A 16,318-nucleotide genomic window follows, 5' to 3' on the forward strand; every position below is an offset into this window, starting at 1 on the left:
ATACGACGGCTGCATACGTGCTGTCGTGATGAACGCGATGGCGAACTCAGGCGACGTGTTCGAGCGAAGCCACCGAGAGTTCGTTTAGCATCTGCGCGATCGACGCGGCGGCCTCGCGGCCATCATGCCCCGCACGCACCACCAGATCGGCGCCGCGCATGTTGTCACCGCCGGCGAACACCTGCGGATGACCGGTCTGGAAAGGAAGACGCCCTCTGCCACCGGCGAGAATTTTTCCGCCAGCATCCCGTTCGATGCCGTGCTCGGCGCACCACGTCGGCGGGCTCGGGCGAAAGCCGAACGCCTGGATCACCACGTCCGCACGCAGATCCACTTCACTGCCAGCGACGTTCGCCGGCCGCTTGCGGCCTTCGCCATCGTCAACGAGCTCAGTGGTGACGACGCGAACCTTGCGTACGACATCGCGGTCCTCGTCGCTGTCGCCGCCCAGCAATGCGAGCGGCTGGCGATGGAACAGGAAGGTGACGCCTTCTTCGCGGCTGTACGCGACTTCGCGTCGCGAGCCGGGCATGTTGGCCTCGTCGCGGCGATAGACGCAGGTGACCGAAGCTGCGCCGAGGCGGATCGCGGTGCGGTTGCAGTCCATGCCGGTGTCGCCGCCGCCGAGCACGACGACGTGCTTGCCGTTGAGATCGAGTGCGCGCGGTACCGGCTGATCGTCGAGCAGGCGATCGACGTTGGCGATCAGGAACGGCAGCGCATCGTGCACGCCGGCGAGTTGCTTGCCCGGCAATTCGCCGTCGACGAAAGTGTACGCGCCAGTGCCGACGAACACTGCGTCGTAGTCGGCGAGTAGTTGATGGAACGCGATGTCGCGCCCGATCTCCACGCCGAGATGAAACGTCACGCCCATGCCTTCAAGCACGTCGCGCCGCGTGCGCACCACCGATTTGTCCAGCTTGAACGGCGGGATGCCGAAGGTGAGCAGGCCGCCGATTTCACGCTGGCGATCGAAGACATCCACCGCGATGCCGGCGCGACGGAGACGATCGGCGCACGACAGACCCGCGGGACCGGCGCCGACCACCGCGACGCGCCGGCCGGTTTCGATCACGCCGGATAGATCGGGACGCCAGCCCTGGCGGAACGCTTCGTCGGTGATCGAACGCTCGATGCTGCCAATCGTCACCGCACCGAAATCGCCCTGCTCCAGCGTGCACGCGCCTTCGCACAAGCGATCCTGCGGACACACGCGACCGCAGATTTCCGGTAGCGGATTCGTTTCGTGCATCAGGGTGGCCGCTTCAAATAGCCGTCCATCCTGTACCAGCTTCAGCCAGTCCGGAATGTAGTTGTGCACCGGGCAGGCGTGTTCGCAATACGGATTGCCGCAGTCAATGCAACGCTCCGCCTGGCCCACCGCCGAAGTCGGTGCGAAGTCGCCACTGATTTCGCCGTAACCGAGTACGCGAATCGCCACCGGCACGGCCTTGGGCGGCTGCCGCGGCAAATCGAGGAAGCGGAAGAGTTTGTCGCTCATGCCGCTCTCCGCAATTCGTCGGCGAGCGCGGCGAGGCTCGCGGCCTTCGGCTTCACCAGCCAGAAGCGCTGCAGCAAGCCGCGGAAATCGCCTTGCAGGCTCTTTGCCCACGCGCTGCCGGTGCGCTCGATGTGCAACGCAATCAGGTTGCGCAAATGTTGCATGTAGTGCTCCATGCCTTCGGGCGAGATACGCACGATGTCGACGAGTTCGTGGTTGTAGCAATCGACGAAGTTGCGCTCCATGTCGAGCACGTAGGCGAAGCCGCCGGTCATGCCGGCGCCGAAATTCAGGCCGCATGAACCGAGCACGGCGACCACGCCACCAGTCATGTATTCGCAGCAGTGATCGCCGGCGCCTTCGATCACCGCCAGCGCGCCGGAGTTGCGCACGGCAAAGCGCTCGCCCGCGCGGCCAGCGGCAAACAGTTCGCCGCCGGTGGCGCCGTAGAGACAGGTGTTGCCGATGATCGATGCATCCTGGCTGGCGAACGGCGAATCCGGCGAAGGACGCACCACGATGCGACCACCGGTCATGCCCTTGCCGACGCCGTCGTTCGCTTCGCCGGTGAGTTCGATATGCACGCCGCCGGTGTTCCACGCGCCCAGACTCTGGCCGGCCGCACCTTCGAGCTTCAGGGTGATTGGCGTCGCATCCATGCCGTGATCGCCATACAGGCGAGCGATGTCGCCGGACAAGCGCGCGCCGATGGCACGATCGGTATTGGCGATGTCGTAACTGAAAGTGGCGCTTTGCGCTCGCGTGATCGCCTCGTCCGCGTCGGCACTGATGCGCGAGGCGAGCGCGGCCGGATCGCGCATCGGATTGCGCGGCATGACACACGCCGAATCGACATCGACGCCGAGTCCGTCGTCGACGATAAGCCGCGAGAGGTCGAGCTGCCGCTGCACCGGCGTGCTGCCTTCGGCCTGGCTCAGCAGATCGTTGCGACCGACCAGTTCACCGAGGCTGCGCACGCCCAGCTGCGCGAGATGCGCGCGCACGTCTTCAGCGACGAAGCGGAAATAGTTCATCACCATTTCGGGCAGGCCGATGAAGTGATCCCTGCGCAGGTTTTCGTTCTGCGTAGCTACACCGGTCGCGCAATTGTTGAGGTGGCAGATGCGCAGGTATTTGCAACCGAGCGCGACCATCGGCCCGGTGCCGAAACCGAAACTTTCCGCACCGAGCATCGCGGCCTTGACCACGTCGAGGCCGGTCTTCAGGCCACCATCGGTCTGCAACCGCACGCGCCCACGCAGGCCATTGCGACGCAAGGTTTGCTGCGTTTCGGCCATACCCAGCTCCCACGGCGTGCCGGCGTACTTGATCGACGTGAGCGGGCTGGCGCCGGTGCCACCGTCGTGGCCAGACACGGTGATGAGGTCCGCGCCCGCCTTCACCACGCCGGCGGCCACCGTGCCAACGCCTGCGTGCGATACAAGCTTCACCGAGATCAACGCGTACGGATTCACTTCCTTCAAATCGTGGATCAGTTCGGCGAGATCCTCGATCGAATAGATGTCGTGATGCGGCGGCGGAGAAATCAAACCGATGCCGGGCTTCGCATAACGCAGGCGCGCGATGGTCGCGTCCACCTTGTGGCCCGGCAGCTGGCCGCCTTCGCCGGGTTTCGCGCCCTGCGCTATTTTTATCTGCAGCACTTCGGCGTTGATCAGGTACGCCGCGGTCACACCGAAGCGACCCGACGACACCTGTTTGATCTTCGACATTTTCTCGGTGCCGTAGCGCGCGGGATCTTCGCCGCCTTCGCCGGAATTGCTGCGCGCGCCGAGCCGGTTCATCGCGATCGCCAGCGCCTCGTGCGCTTCCGGCGACAGCGCGCCGAGCGACATGCCGGCCGAATCGAATCGCTTGAGGATGTCTCCGACCGACTCGACTTCTTCGATCGGTATCGGCGCACCTGCAGCGTGCGGCAACAGCAGATCGCGCAACGCGGACGGCGGGCGGGTATCCACGTGTTGCGCGTAGCGTCGATAGTCGGCCATTGAACCGGTGCGCACCGCCGTCTGCAATGTGTCGATCACGTCGGGGTTGTACATGTGGTACTCGCCGCCGTGCACGAACTTGTACAAGCCGCCGGCACGCAGCGGCTGCGCTTCGTTCCAGGCGTCGGCGGCGAGCAGGCGCTGGTCCTGTTCGAGTTCGGCGAAACCTGCACCGCCGACGCGCGACGGCGTGCCGGCAAAACACAGCGCAACCACTTCCGGCGCGAGCCCGACGATCTCGAACAGCTGCGCACCGCGATAACCGGCCACCGTGGAGATGCCCATCTTCGAGAGGATTTTCAGCAACCCCTTGCGGATGCCGCGCCGATAACTGCGACCGATCTCGCGCGGCTCGCCATCGCCGCGCTTGATGTAGCCATCGCGGCCGAGTTCGAAAAGACTTTGATACGCAAGCCACGGATAGATCGCGGTGGCGCCGAAACCGATCAGGCACGCGAACTGGTGTGCGTCACGCGCCGTCGCGGTTTCCACCAGCAAATTGCACTGGCAACGCAGGCCGGTTTCGATCAGGTGCGCGTGGATCGCGCCCACTGCCAGTAACGCATGCGCGGGCAACGTCTCACGCTTCGGATAGCGATCGGTGATGAACACCATGCCAGCGCCGGCACGAACACCCTGCTCCGCCTCTCGACAGAAACGACGCAGCGCGGCTTCGAGCCCTTCACCGAGCGGGTAACAAAGATCGATGTTGACCGTGGCGTCGGCGAACTGCGGCAGTGCGAGGATCTGGCGCAACTTGCGCTGTGAACAAATCGGCGAGTTGAGCAAAATCTGCTTCGCGTTTTCCGCGGCCAGTTCAAACAGGTTGCCTTCCTGGCCGATCTGCGTGACCAGCGACATCACCAGCCGCTCGCGCAGCGGATCGATCGGCGGATTGGTGACCTGCGCGAAACCCTCGCGAAAGCGATCGAACAGCGGACGAATCTGCCGCGACATCACCGCCATCGGCGTGTCGTCGCCCATCGAACCGGTGGCTTCCGCCTCGGTTTCAGCGATCACCTTGAGCACGCTTTCGCGTTCCTCGCGGCTCAGACCGTAGAGCTTTTGACATCGACGCAATTCGTTCGCCGGCAACGGCTCGGCGGCGAGACTGGGATCGATGAGGTCGGATTCGAGGTAGCTCACGCCCGCGCGCAGCCAGTCGCGAAACGGCGCGCGGCTGCGATTGATCGCGTCGATGTCGGCGTCGTGCAGCAAACGCTTCTGCTGGAAATCCACCGCCAGCATCTGGCCCGGCCCGAGCCGGCCTTTCGCAACCACGCGCGATGGCGGCACGTCCCACAGGCCTGCTTCGGAAGCAACGATCAGATGATTGTCGTCGGACAGTGCCCAACGCGCGGGACGCAGGCCGTTGCGATCCAGCGTGCATACGGCGTAGCGGCCATCGCACATCACCAGTCCCGCCGGCCCGTCCCACGGTTCGCTGTGCAACGCGTAGTACTCGTAGAAACCGGCCAGGTCTTCATCCAGATCTTCGCGCGCCGCATACGCCGGCGGCACCAGCACGCGCATCGCGGTGAGCATGTCCAGGCCACCGGCGAGCAGCACATCCAGTGCGTTGTCGAGGCTCTCCGAATCGGATCCGGTCTGGCGCACCAATGGGCCGATGTCGCTGAGGTCGACCAGCGGCGAACGCAGTACGGCTTCGCGCGCCTGCATCCAGCGACGGTTGCCGCGAATGGTGTTGATCTCGCCGTTGTGCGCGAGCAGGCGGAACGGCTGCGCCAGTCGCCACTGCGGCGTGGTGTTGGTGGAGAAGCGCTGGTGGAACACCACGGCGTCGCTCGCCAACGACGGATGACGCAAGTCGGCAAACACATCGCGCAGCCGGCCCGGCGCGGCCATCGCCTTGTAACCGATCACCTGCGCCGAAAACGTCACGATGTAAAACTGCGCATCGCTTTCCAGCGCTGTTTCCGCGCGGCGACGTGCACGGAACAGCGCGCGCTCGAATGCGGCATCGTCCATGCCTTCCGGCGCGTCGACGAATACCTGGCGCACGCGCGGGCACGTGGCGCTGGCGAGCGGCCCGCAGGCGTCCTGATCAATGACGATATCGCGCCAGCCGGCAAGCTCGAGGCCCGCTTCTGCAATGTGCCGCTCGAATTCAATCGCTGCGGTTTCGCTGTCCGTACGATCGAGAAACACCAGACCCGCGGCAAAACGCGCGGCCAGCGCGATGCCGCTCTGCCCGGCCAGCGCGCGCAACCACGATTCAGGACGATGGATCAGCACGCCGCAACCGTCGCCGCTGATGCCGTCGGCGTTGACGCCGCCGCGATGGGAAAGTTTTGCCAGTGCGGAGAACGCGGTATCGACCAGACTCGCGCTCGCGCGCCCGTCGATCTGCGCGACGAGCCCGAAGCCGCAGCTGTCATGCTCGAACGACGGGTCGTACAACGTGCGTAGGTCTGGCTGCGCCATCATGGCTCCGGCAGTGGATGTTCGGGAGTGCACGCGGCCTGCGGCGCAATAAGCACCGGCATGGCATGCGGGTATGCCTGACTAAACCACAACTGCTGCGTCGCGTCAAAAAATGCGTTTGGACGGCTATACGTCTTTGCGTCTCAATGCATGATGCGAACCCGGGACGAGCGAGAGATTGCATACCACTTCGAAGTCCGGCTCAGGATGTCGTCCCATCGAGCGATCGCCGCCAGCGCCCGCCGTTATCGCATTCCTCGCGCGCCGCGTCGCTCGCGCCGGCGCGCCGGCTCGGTGATAATCGGCGCATGCCCCATACCACCCGCGTTGCCCGCCTTGCCGTCATCGGCCTGCTCACCGCCTTCGTCCTGACAGGCGGCATCGCGCCGTGGCCGGCTCAAGCCCACCAGGACGCCGGCAGCCGCACCGAGCAGGCGCAGGCCAGAGAGAAACTTGCCGACCTGCGCAGCAAGATGGAGGCGCTGGCGAAACAGCAGTCCGAAACGGCGGAACGCCGCGACAGCGCCAACGCGGAACTGGCGAAGCAGGCCAACGCGCTGGCCAGCGCCGCGCGCGCGGTGCGCCAGACCGATGTCGAACTGGGCGCGAAGCAGAAACAGCTCGAACAGTTGGAACAGCAACGCTCCGATCTGCAGGCGAAACTGGATACGCAACGCGCGGCGATCGCCGATCTCCTGCGCGCCACATATGCGCTCGGCCACGGTTCGGACCTGCGCCTGCTGCTGGGCGACGAGGATGTGGCCCGTGTTTCGCGCGCGCTGGTCTATTCCAAATATTTCCAGCAGGACCGCGTGCAGCGCGTGCAGCAACTGATGGCCGACCTGGCGAAATTGCAGGATCTCGAAAATGCGATCACCGCCGAACGACAGGCGCTCGAGGCGACACGCACGCAACGCGAGAAGCAGACCAAAACGCTGGCCCAGCAACGCGCCGCGCAGCAGAAACTCGCCAGCGCCACCGACGCGCAATACAAGGATCAGGCGCAGCGGCTCGCGGCGATGAAACAAAACGCGCAATCGCTCAACAGCCTGGTCGACAAGCTGCAGAAAGCGATTGACGATGCCGCCCGCGAAGCGGCAGCACGCGACAAGGCGGCGCGCGAGGCCGCGATCCGCAAGCATCCCGGACATCGCTTGCCGCCGCCGGAAATCGAGGTGGGCAAAGCCTCGGCAAACATTCGCGGCAACCTGCCCTGGCCCGCCAGCGGCGTGGTCAACAGCTATGGCAATGGCGTGCTGATCAAGGCCGGCGGCGGCAGCGAAATCCACGCCGTGGCACGCGGTCGCGTGATCTACGCGGGCTTCCTGCGCGGCTACGGCATGCTGCTGATCGTCAATCACGGCAACGGCTGGATGAGCATGTACGGCAACAACGAAACGCTGCTGCAGGGCGTTGGCGATCAGGTCGAGGCCGGCCAGGCGATCGGCACGGCGAGCGCGCCGACCGGCGTCAATACCGGCGTGTATTTCGAGCTTCGCCAGGACAACAAGCCGGTCGATCCGCGCAGCTGGCTCAGCCGTCGTTGACGTGCGCCATGCGGCATCGCAGGCTAGTCTGCGATGCCGGTGAATTTCCGCACGCGTCCCGTTGTCCCACGTTATCCCCATGCTGCCGCGCTCTTCCCGGCGCCCGCCTGTCGCACGGAGTTCTGAACATGCGTTTTTCCACCCGCAGCCCGCTCGGCCTGCTGCTGACCGTTCCGCTGATGCTGGCCGCGCCCTTCGCATCGGCGCAGACCGCGCCTGCGGCTGCAGCGAGTTCCGCCGCGCCACCCGAACTGCCTGCATCCGCATCGACTGCCAGCGTCCCGGCCAGCGCCGCCAGCACCGACCAGGTGGACATCGACGACATCCGCAATTTCAGCCGCGTGTATGCGCTGGTGCGTCAGGCATACGTGGAAAAAGTCGACAACAAGACACTGATGAAGGCCGCGATCACCGGCATGCTCAGCGGCCTCGATCCGCACAGCGAATATCTCGACAAGGAAGGCCTGCAACAGCTCGACGAAGACACCACCGGCCAGTACAGCGGCCTGGGCATCGAAGTGCTGCAGACCGATGGCGGCTTGCAGATCGTGTCGCCGATCGACGACACGCCAGCCGCACGCGCCGGTATCAAGGCCGGCGACACCATCGTCAAGATCAACGGCACGGTGATCGATCCGCAGAACGTCGACGACATGTTCAAGGAATTGCGTGGCAAGCCCGGCAGCAAGATCGCGCTGACCATCGTGCACCAGAACAGCGACAAGCTGATCGACCTGAATCTGGTGCGCGAGAACATCGCCGTCACCAGCATCAAGGTGCGCGAACTCGAACCCGGCTTCGCGTATATCCGCGTCACCCAGTTCCAGGAAGACACCGCTGGCGACATGGAGAAGAAACTCGCCGACCTGATCGCGAAGAACGGCGCACAGAAAGGCGCGGTACTCGACCTGCGCAACAACCCCGGTGGCCTGCTCACCGCAGCGGTCGGCATCAGCGACGACTTCCTGAGCTCCGGCGTCATCGTCACCACGCGCGGTCGCCTGCCCGATTCCAACATGAGCTTCAATGCGCATCCGGGTGACCAGCTCAACGGTGCGCCACTCATCGTGCTCACCAACAACGGCACCGCGTCCGCGGCGGAAATCGTTTCCGGCGCGCTCAAGGACAACCATCGCGCGCTGATCATGGGCCAGCGCACTTTTGGCAAGGGCGTGGTGCAGACCGTGCTGCCGCTGGATGCGGAGCACGCCGTGAAGATCACCACCGCGCGCTACTACACGCCCAACGGCACCTCGATCCAGGCCGAGGGCATCAAGCCCGACATCGCGCTCGCCGACCTCACCGTGAACAAGGCCGACAGCGGCCCCAGCCTGATCAGCTCCGAAGCGGATCTGCCAAACCATCTGGCCAACGAACACGCCAAGGGCGACGACATCAACGACGACGGCAGCAGCGCCAGCGGCAAACTCGCCACCAGCGACTACGCGCTGTCGCAAGCGTTGAACGTGCTCAAGGGCATGGCGCTGGGACAGAGCCCGACGCGACGCTGAGACTCTGCACATTCGGCATTGCTGACGGCGCGTTGACGCCGTGTGCCGATGGATGCAGATAGGATGCCGCCACTCATCCCGATTGGATGATCTCTGCAGGTCGAATCGCATGACGTCCATCGACACGGGCAAAGACGCTGGCGCATTACCGCACGTCGTGATTCTCGGCGGAGGCTTCGGCGGTCTGGCCGTCGCCAGAAAACTGGCGAAAAGTGCCGCGCGCATCACTCTGGTGGATCGGCGCAACCATCATCTGTTTCAACCACTGCTGTATCAGGTGGCGACGGCAAGCCTCGCGGCGCCGTCGATCTCCGCGCCGCTGCGAGAGATTCTTCGACGCCAGTCCAACGTCACCGTCTTGCTCGACGAAGTCACCGGCGTCGACGTCGGCGGCCGGCGCGTCCAGCTGATGCACGGCGAGCTTCACTACGATTTTCTGGTGGTCGCCACCGGCGCCACGCATTCGTATTTCGGCCACGACGACTGGGAGCCGTTTGCGCCGGGGTTGAAGACGCTCGACGATGCCTTCCTGATCCGCCGTCGCGTACTGCTCGCGTTCGAGCGCGCGGAACGCGAAGCCGATGCGGAACATCGCCAGTCGTGGCTCAACTTCATCGTGGTCGGCGGTGGTCCAACCGGCGTCGAACTGGCGGGTACCTTGATCGAACTGGCGCGGCATACGTTGCCGCGCGATTTCCGTCGCAGCGATCCACGCCGCGCATCGGTGCGCTTGATCGAAGCCGGCCCGCGATTGCTGTCCGCCTACGATCCGGCACTTTCGGAAAAAGCGCGCACACAGCTCGAACACCTTGGTGTGGAAGTGCATACCGGCGTGGCGGTAACGGCGATCGATGCCGAAGGCGTGAGGCTGGGCGAACGTCGTCTTCGCGCGCGCACCGTCTTGTGGGCAGCGGGTGTGGCGGCGTCACCGGTGGGGCACATGCTTGACGCGCCGCTGGATCGCGCCGGCCGCGTGCAGGTGCGTCCGGATCTGAGCATGCCGGGACATCCGGATGTATTCGTGATCGGCGATCTCGCCAGCGTCATGCAAGAGGACGGATCACCCGTGCCCGGCGTGGCGCCGGCAGCGAAACAGATGGGCGCGCATGTCGGCGCGATCATTCGCGCGCGCCTGCAGGATGGCGACGACACGCGCGCCTTCCGTTATCACGACGACGGCTCGCTCGCCACCATCGGCCGGATGGCGGCCGTCGCGCAATTCGGCAAGATGAAATTGTCCGGCTTCATTGCATGGGCCGTGTGGCTGCTGGCGCACATCTTTTTCCTGATCGGCTTCCGCAACCGGCTGGTGGTGATGCTCGACTGGGGCTGGGCGTACTTCACGCATCAGCGCAGCGCACGCATCGTCAGCGGCGAAGACACGCCGGACTGACGCGCCGGCGTTGCCTGCATCAGCGACTGGCGAGTCGATCCACCGACCAGCCACCACCGAGCGCACGGATCAGTTGCACGCTGGCGCGCAGCTGGCGCGTGCTGAGATCGAGCAGGCTGCGTTGCGCATCAAGTGCGGCCGTCTGCGCCTGCACCACGTCGAGATAATCCACCGCGCCCTGCTTGTAACGATCCATCGACAGATCCAGTGAATGCTGCGCGGCATCGGCGGCATCCTTCTGGTCGTTCAGCGCCACGCCGACGTGATCTAGCTGGGCGAGGTTATCCTCGACTTGCGCGAACGCATTCAGTACGACGCCGCGATAACGCGCACCGGCTTCGTCGGTGGCCGCCTTGGCTGCCTCGACGCCGGCCTTGCGCAAGCCGCCGTCGAAAAGTGTTTCGAACAGCATCGGCCCGATCGCCCAGAAGTGATTGGGCGCCGTCAGCAGGCCGGCATATTCCGCACTCTGGAACCCACCTTGCGCACTCAGCGAAAGCGACGGGAAATACGCGGCGCGTGCGACACCGATGCGCGCATTCGCCTCGGCCGTGCGACGTTCGGCGGCGGCGATATCCGGACGACGTTGCAACAACGCGGATGGCACGTTCGCCGGCACCTGCGGCAAGCCGATCGGCGCCGTCTGCACGTCCAGCTTGAACTGGTCGGGCGATTCGCCAACCAGCACCGCAATGGCGTGCTCGGTCAGCGCGCGTTGCGCCATGCTTTGCGACCACAAAGATTTTGCCGACGACAGCTGCGTCTGCGCGCGCGCCACGTCAAGGCCGGATGCAATGCCACCGCTGTGGCGCGTCTGCGTCAACTGCAGCGCGCGCTGATAGGCATCGATGCTCTGCTTGAGCAGCGCGAGCTCCTGGTCGGTGCCGCGCAGCACGATGTAGTTGTCGGCAAGCTGCGCCTGCAAACTCAATTGCGCAGAAGCGAGATCGGCTGCCGACGCGAGCGTTTCACCCCTGCCCGCCGTGACCGCGTTGCGTATGCGACCCCACAAGTCCAGTTCGTAATCGATCTCGGCGCCGGCGGTGTACGAGTTGTAGTTGGCCGGCGATTCGCTCGGGCCGGTCAACGGACCACGCAACGGTTTCGTATCCGACTGACGATCGCGCTGGCCGTTGGCGTTCAAACTGATCGTGGGGAAAAGATCCGAACGCGTTTCCTGCTCGAACGCCTGCGCCTGTCGGTAATGCGCGAGTGCGGCGGCGAGGTCCGCATTGCTGGTCAGCAGTTTCTGCTGCAGCTCATCGAGCCGGGCGTCGTGATAGAGCTGCCACCATTGATCGCGTGGCAGCTGATCGGCGGGCTGCGCCTGCTTCCACGGGCCGGTCTCCTGGTACGACGCGGCAACGGGCACGGTCGGTACCTTGTACGCCGGCGCCAGCGAGCAACCGGTCAGCACCAGACCGATCGCCAGCGCGAGCGAGATGCGGAGTTCAGGCTTTCGCATGGTCTTTGGCCGGTGCATTGGATGAAGCATCCGATGGCGCGATACGCACATGGTCGCCGTCGTTGAGTCCATCGGGCGGGCTGTCGATCACGCGGTCGCCAGCGGCGATGCCGGAGGCGATTTCCACGCTCTTGCCGTAGTCGTGCAGGATCGTGATGGTCTTGAATTTCACGCGGTCATCCGCGCCGATCGTCGCCAGTCGCGTACCGTTGTCGTCGAACACCAACGCGCTGGCGGGTACGCGCAGCGCGGCTTTGTCGGCGGCGATGTCGAAGCGCACGTTGGCGAAACTGCCCGGCATCAACTTGCCGTCGGCGTTGTCCACCGCCAGCTGCACCAGCGTGCTGCCGGATGCGGCGGAAACGGCCTGTGCGGACGATTCGACCTTCGCGTTGAACGTGCGGCCCGGATACTCCGGCACGGTGAGCGTTGCCACGGCACCCGTCGGTATCGACGGCACGTAACTCTGGGGCACCTGCACGTAGACGCGCAGCTTGCGCACGTCGGAGACCTCGAACAAGGCTTGACCATTGCCACCGCTGCCGGCGTTGATCAACGCACCAACGTCGGTGTTGCGCGCGGTGATCACGCCGTCGAACGGCGCGACGATGCGCGTGTAGTTTTTCATCGCGTTGATGCGCTCGACGTTGGCGCGTGCTGCGTTCGCCATCGCCTGTTTTGCGGTGAAGTCACCCGTCTTCTCGTCCACCTCCTGCTTGGACACGGAATCGGATTTCAGCATCGACTGCCAGCGTTTGGCGGTAGTCGACGCCAGCGATTCGTTGGCCTGCGCGCTGGCGAGATCCGCACGCGCCTGCAGTAGCTGCTGGTCAAGGTCGGGCGTTTCGATGGTAGCGAGCAACTGGCCGGATTTCACCTGCGTGCCGATGTCGACATTCCACGATTTCAGATAGCCGTCTATACGTGCGTAGATCGGCGCGCGCGCATACGCCTCGATGCGTCCAGGCAATTCGAGCGGCGCGCCGGTCGCACTGGATTCCGGCGACACGACGTTGACAGTCGGCACGCTTTGCGCGTCGGTCCAGGTTTTCAGTTGCTTCGCATCCGAGATGCGCGTGGCGATGCCGAGTATCACGACGGCGACGACGACGATCACGGCGATGATGCCGACCAGACGCAGGCGTTGCGGCGACGGTGCAGCAGAGAGTTGTTGATTGTCAGACATGGGCAGGCCCTCCAAGGACAGGCGCTGGATCATCGGGGGATTGCTCGGGAGCGTGGACGTAACCCGCATGGATGATGCGGAACACCACGGGTACGAAGAACAGGGTAGCCACAGTGGCGAACACCAGGCCGCCGATCACGGCGCGACCAAGCGGCGCATTCTGCTCGCCGCCTTCGCCGAGGCCGAGCGCCATCGGCGCCATGCCGATGATCATCGCCAGCGCGGTCATCAGCACCGGGCGGAAACGAACGAAACCCGCTTCGAGTGCCGCGGCCTGCGCGTCGCCGTGTTCGAACAGCTGCTCACGGCAGAAACTCACCACCAGGATCGAGTTCGCCGTCGCCACGCCCATGCACATGATCGCGCCGGTCAGCGCCGGCACCGACAACGTGGTGTGCGTGACAAACAGCATCCACACGATGCCGGCGAGTGCGGCGGGCAATGCGGTGATGATCACGAACGGATCAGCCCACGACTGGAAGTTCACCACGATCAGCAGGTAGATCAGCACCAGCGCGCCGAGCAAGCCGAACAACAGGCCGGAGAACGCGCTGTTCATCGTCTGCACCTGACCGAGCAGCTCGACGTGCGAGCCTTTCGGCAATTCCTTGGCGTGGTTGTCGATCACTTTCTGGATGTCGCCGGCAACGCTGCCGAGATCGCGATCCTGCGTGGTGGCAAAAATCTGCACCACCGGCTGGATGTTGTACTGATCCACGACCGCGTTGGTGTTCTGCCGATTCACCGTCGCCAGGCCACCAAGCACTTGCGACGTGCCGTTGCTGCCGGTGACCGAAAGATTGCGCAACGCGGATAGTGAATCGAGCGAGTACTGCGGCGTCTGCATCACGATCGGATAGGAAATGTCGTTCTGCGGATTGAGCCAGAAAGTCGGCGCCACCTGGCTCGAACCGGCAAGGTTCACCACCAGGCTGTTGGTGACATCGCGCTCGGTGATGCCGAGCAATTGCGCCTGCGTGCGATCGACATCGATGTTGAAACCGGGGTTCGCCTGCGACTCCTGGATGCGCGCGTCAGCCACGCCGGAAATGCGCTTGATGTCTCGCATAAGGGAATTGGCGTACTTGAAGTTTGCCGGCAGATGCACGCCGCGAATCTGCAAGGCGATCGGCGCGGGCGAACCGAAGTTGAGGATCTGGCTGACGATGTCAGCGGGCGGGAACGAGAATGTGACCCCGGGGAATTCGCGCGGCAGTTTTTCGCGCATCTCGCGCACGTATTCCGCGGTCGGCCGATGGCCTTCGTTGAGCGCGATCTGGATGTCGCCATCCTGCTCGCCGATGGTGCCGGTGTTGTTGTATGTGTTGTTGATGCCGCTGCTGGACAGGCCGATGTTGTCGACGAGCGTGCCCAGTTCCTCTGCGGGAATGATGCGCCGGACGCTCTGCTGCACCTGTGCGAAGAGTTGCGCGCTCTGCTCGATGCGCGTGCCGACCGGCGCGCGTACATGCATCAGGATCTGGCCGGCGTCCACGTCAGGGAAGAAATTCCGGCCGAGCCCGGGCACCAGCGCGAACGACAGCACCACGAAGGCGAGGAAGCCGATCACGAAGATGCGGCGATGTTCCATCGCCATGCCCAGCAGGCCGTGATAGCTGTCGCGAATCTTGTCGAAACGCGCTTCGAAACCGCGCTGGAAACGCACCAGCGGATTACGCGTCGGCGCGACTTCGGCGTGCTGGCCGTGCTCGTCGACGTGCGGATGCAGCAGGTATTTCGCCATCGTCGGCACCAGCGTGCGCGACAGGATGAATGAGGCGATCATCGCGAACATCACCGATTCAGCCATCGGCACGAACAGGAATCGCGCAACGCCTTCAAGGAAGAACATCGGCACGAAAACGATGCAGATGCAAAGCAGCGAGACAAAGGCCGGCGTGACGATCTGCGCGGCGCCATCGAGAATCGCCGGCTCGACCTGCTTGCCCTGCTCCAGATGCCAGTTGATGTTTTCGATGGTGACCGTGGCATCGTCGACCAGGATGCCCACGGCGAGCGCGAGGCCACCGAGCGTCATGATGTTGAGCGTTTCGCCGATCGCGGACAACGCGGCGAGCGAGGAAAGAATCGCCAGCGGAATCGATACGGCGATGATCACGGTGGAGCGCCAGCTGCCGAGGAACAGCAAAATCATCAGGCTGGTCAACGCCGCGGCGATGATGCCTTCGCGCGCCACGCCACTGATGGCCGCGCGTACGAAGATCGACTGATCGCCGATCGGCGCGACTTTGAGATTATCCGGCAACGTGGCCTTCGCATCGTCGAGGCGCTGACGGATGCCGGCGACGATCGCGAGTGTGGAGGCGGAACCGTTCTTCAGCACGCTCATCAGCACCGAACGATGGCCATCCACATGCACGATGTTGGTTTGCGGCGGACTGCCGTCGAGTACGTGCGCGACATCGCGGATGTAAATCGTGGTGCCGTTGACGGTCTTGATCGGCAGATTGCCCAGATCCTGAATGTCGTTCGGCGAGTTGTTGAGTTTGAGCGTGTATTCGAATGAACCGATTTTCTGCGTGCCGACCGGCACGATCAGGTTCTGCGCCGCCAGCGCGTTGGCTACGTCCGCCGCCGAAAGTCCGCGTGACTGCAGCGCCGATGGATCGACGTCGATCTGCACCTGACGCGTTTTGCCGCCATAGGGATACGGGATCGCCGCGCCCGCCACCGACACCAGCTGCGGTCGCAGGATATTGAGCGCGAGATCGCCCAGGTTCTGTTCGCTGAGACCTTTGCCCGACAGCGCCAGCTGCAGGATCGGCACCGTCGAGGCGTTGTAGTTGAGGATCAGCGGCGGCGTGATGCCGGGCGGCAGCTGCTTGAGCAGCGTCTGCGACACCGCGGTCACCTGCGCGTTCGCGGTGGCGATATTCACCGTCGGCTGAAAGAAGATCTTGACGATGCCGAAGCCGGCAATCGATTTCGCCTCGATGTGCTCGACGTCGTTGACCGTGGTGGTCAGCGTGCGCTCGTACGGCGAAGTGATTCGGCCTTCCATTTGATCGGGCGGCAGGCCGGTGTACTGCCACACCACCGCGATCACCGGAATATTGATGTCCGGAAAAATATCGGTCGGCGTTCGCATGGCGGACAACGGGCCGATGATCAGGATCAGCAGCGCGAGAACGATGAATGTGTAGGGTCGCGACAAGGCGATCCGCACGATACCCAGCATGGATTTTCCAGCGAGAATGTTGCGAAGCGTCAAATTTTGACACGCGCGCCGTCGGGGATCGC

At 64.2% G+C, this 16,318-nt stretch carries 8 protein-coding genes; 3 read left to right on the plus strand and 5 right to left on the minus strand.

Features of this window, described 5'->3' with window-relative positions; genetic code table 11:
• Nucleotides 1-46: 46 nt before the first annotated feature.
• Entirely contained in the window at nucleotides 47-1,501 is a 1,455-nt protein-coding gene (locus GSQ73_RS02145) for an FAD-dependent oxidoreductase (protein WP_158880541.1), read from the minus strand.
• Nucleotides 1,498-5,955, minus strand: a complete 4,458-nt coding sequence (gene gltB, locus GSQ73_RS02150) for a glutamate synthase large subunit (RefSeq protein WP_158880543.1) — start codon at nucleotides 5,953-5,955, stop codon at nucleotides 1,498-1,500. The genes GSQ73_RS02145 and gltB overlap by 4 nt, the downstream gene beginning before the upstream one ends.
• 308 nt (nucleotides 5,956-6,263) lie before the next feature.
• On the opposite strand from gltB, the gene GSQ73_RS02155 reads away from it, so the two are divergent.
• From GSQ73_RS02155 to GSQ73_RS02165, 3 genes are all read left to right on the plus strand, one after another.
• Entirely contained in the window at nucleotides 6,264-7,502 is a 1,239-nt protein-coding gene (locus GSQ73_RS02155) for a peptidoglycan DD-metalloendopeptidase family protein (RefSeq protein ID WP_158880545.1), read from the plus strand.
• A 128-nt stretch (nucleotides 7,503-7,630) separates the two neighbouring features.
• Complete coding sequence (locus tag GSQ73_RS02160; protein WP_158880547.1) at nucleotides 7,631-9,013, plus strand: S41 family peptidase; 1,383 nt, start codon at nucleotides 7,631-7,633, stop codon at nucleotides 9,011-9,013.
• 109 nt (nucleotides 9,014-9,122) lie between these two features.
• Nucleotides 9,123-10,406, plus strand: coding sequence for an NAD(P)/FAD-dependent oxidoreductase (locus GSQ73_RS02165; RefSeq protein WP_158880549.1), 1,284 nt, complete (start codon nucleotides 9,123-9,125; stop codon nucleotides 10,404-10,406).
• A 19-nt stretch (nucleotides 10,407-10,425) separates the two neighbouring features.
• Here GSQ73_RS02165 and GSQ73_RS02170 read toward each other — a convergent pair whose 3' ends face one another.
• From GSQ73_RS02170 to GSQ73_RS02180, 3 genes are read right to left on the minus strand one after another with little or no spacing between them, the layout of a single operon-like run.
• Nucleotides 10,426-11,871 (minus strand): efflux transporter outer membrane subunit, encoded by a 1,446-nt coding sequence (locus tag GSQ73_RS02170; RefSeq protein WP_158880551.1) that lies wholly within the window; start codon nucleotides 11,869-11,871, stop codon nucleotides 10,426-10,428.
• Nucleotides 11,858-13,057, minus strand: coding sequence for an efflux RND transporter periplasmic adaptor subunit (locus tag GSQ73_RS02175; RefSeq protein WP_158880553.1), 1,200 nt, complete (start codon nucleotides 13,055-13,057; stop codon nucleotides 11,858-11,860). Before GSQ73_RS02175 ends, GSQ73_RS02170 begins: the two co-directional genes overlap by 14 nt.
• Nucleotides 13,050-16,256 (minus strand): efflux RND transporter permease subunit, encoded by a 3,207-nt coding sequence (locus tag GSQ73_RS02180; RefSeq protein WP_158880555.1) that lies wholly within the window; start codon nucleotides 16,254-16,256, stop codon nucleotides 13,050-13,052. Before GSQ73_RS02180 ends, GSQ73_RS02175 begins: the two co-directional genes overlap by 8 nt.
• Nucleotides 16,257-16,318: the final 62 nt, after the last annotated feature.

Source organism: Rhodanobacter sp. L36, from assembly GCF_009765755.1.
Classification (GTDB): Bacteria; Pseudomonadota; Gammaproteobacteria; order Xanthomonadales; family Rhodanobacteraceae; genus Rhodanobacter.

What these genes read in the sequence shown, in the direction of transcription:
- gltB (WP_158880543.1), bottom strand. Translation starts at nt 5,955, where the DNA reads ATGGCGCAGCCAGACCTACGCACGTTGTACGACCCGTCGTTCGAGCAT.
- GSQ73_RS02155 (WP_158880545.1), top strand. Translation starts at nt 6,264, where the DNA reads ATGCCCCATACCACCCGCGTTGCCCGCCTTGCCGTCATCGGCCTGCTC.
- GSQ73_RS02175 (WP_158880553.1), bottom strand. Translation starts at nt 13,057, where the DNA reads ATGTCTGACAATCAACAACTCTCTGCTGCACCGTCGCCGCAACGCCTG.
- GSQ73_RS02145 (WP_158880541.1), bottom strand. Translation starts at nt 1,501, where the DNA reads ATGAGCGACAAACTCTTCCGCTTCCTCGATTTGCCGCGGCAGCCGCCC.
- GSQ73_RS02165 (WP_158880549.1), top strand. Translation starts at nt 9,123, where the DNA reads ATGACGTCCATCGACACGGGCAAAGACGCTGGCGCATTACCGCACGTC.
- GSQ73_RS02170 (WP_158880551.1), bottom strand. Translation starts at nt 11,871, where the DNA reads ATGCGAAAGCCTGAACTCCGCATCTCGCTCGCGCTGGCGATCGGTCTG.
- GSQ73_RS02180 (WP_158880555.1), bottom strand. Translation starts at nt 16,256, where the DNA reads ATGCTGGGTATCGTGCGGATCGCCTTGTCGCGACCCTACACATTCATC.
- GSQ73_RS02160 (WP_158880547.1), top strand. Translation starts at nt 7,631, where the DNA reads ATGCGTTTTTCCACCCGCAGCCCGCTCGGCCTGCTGCTGACCGTTCCG.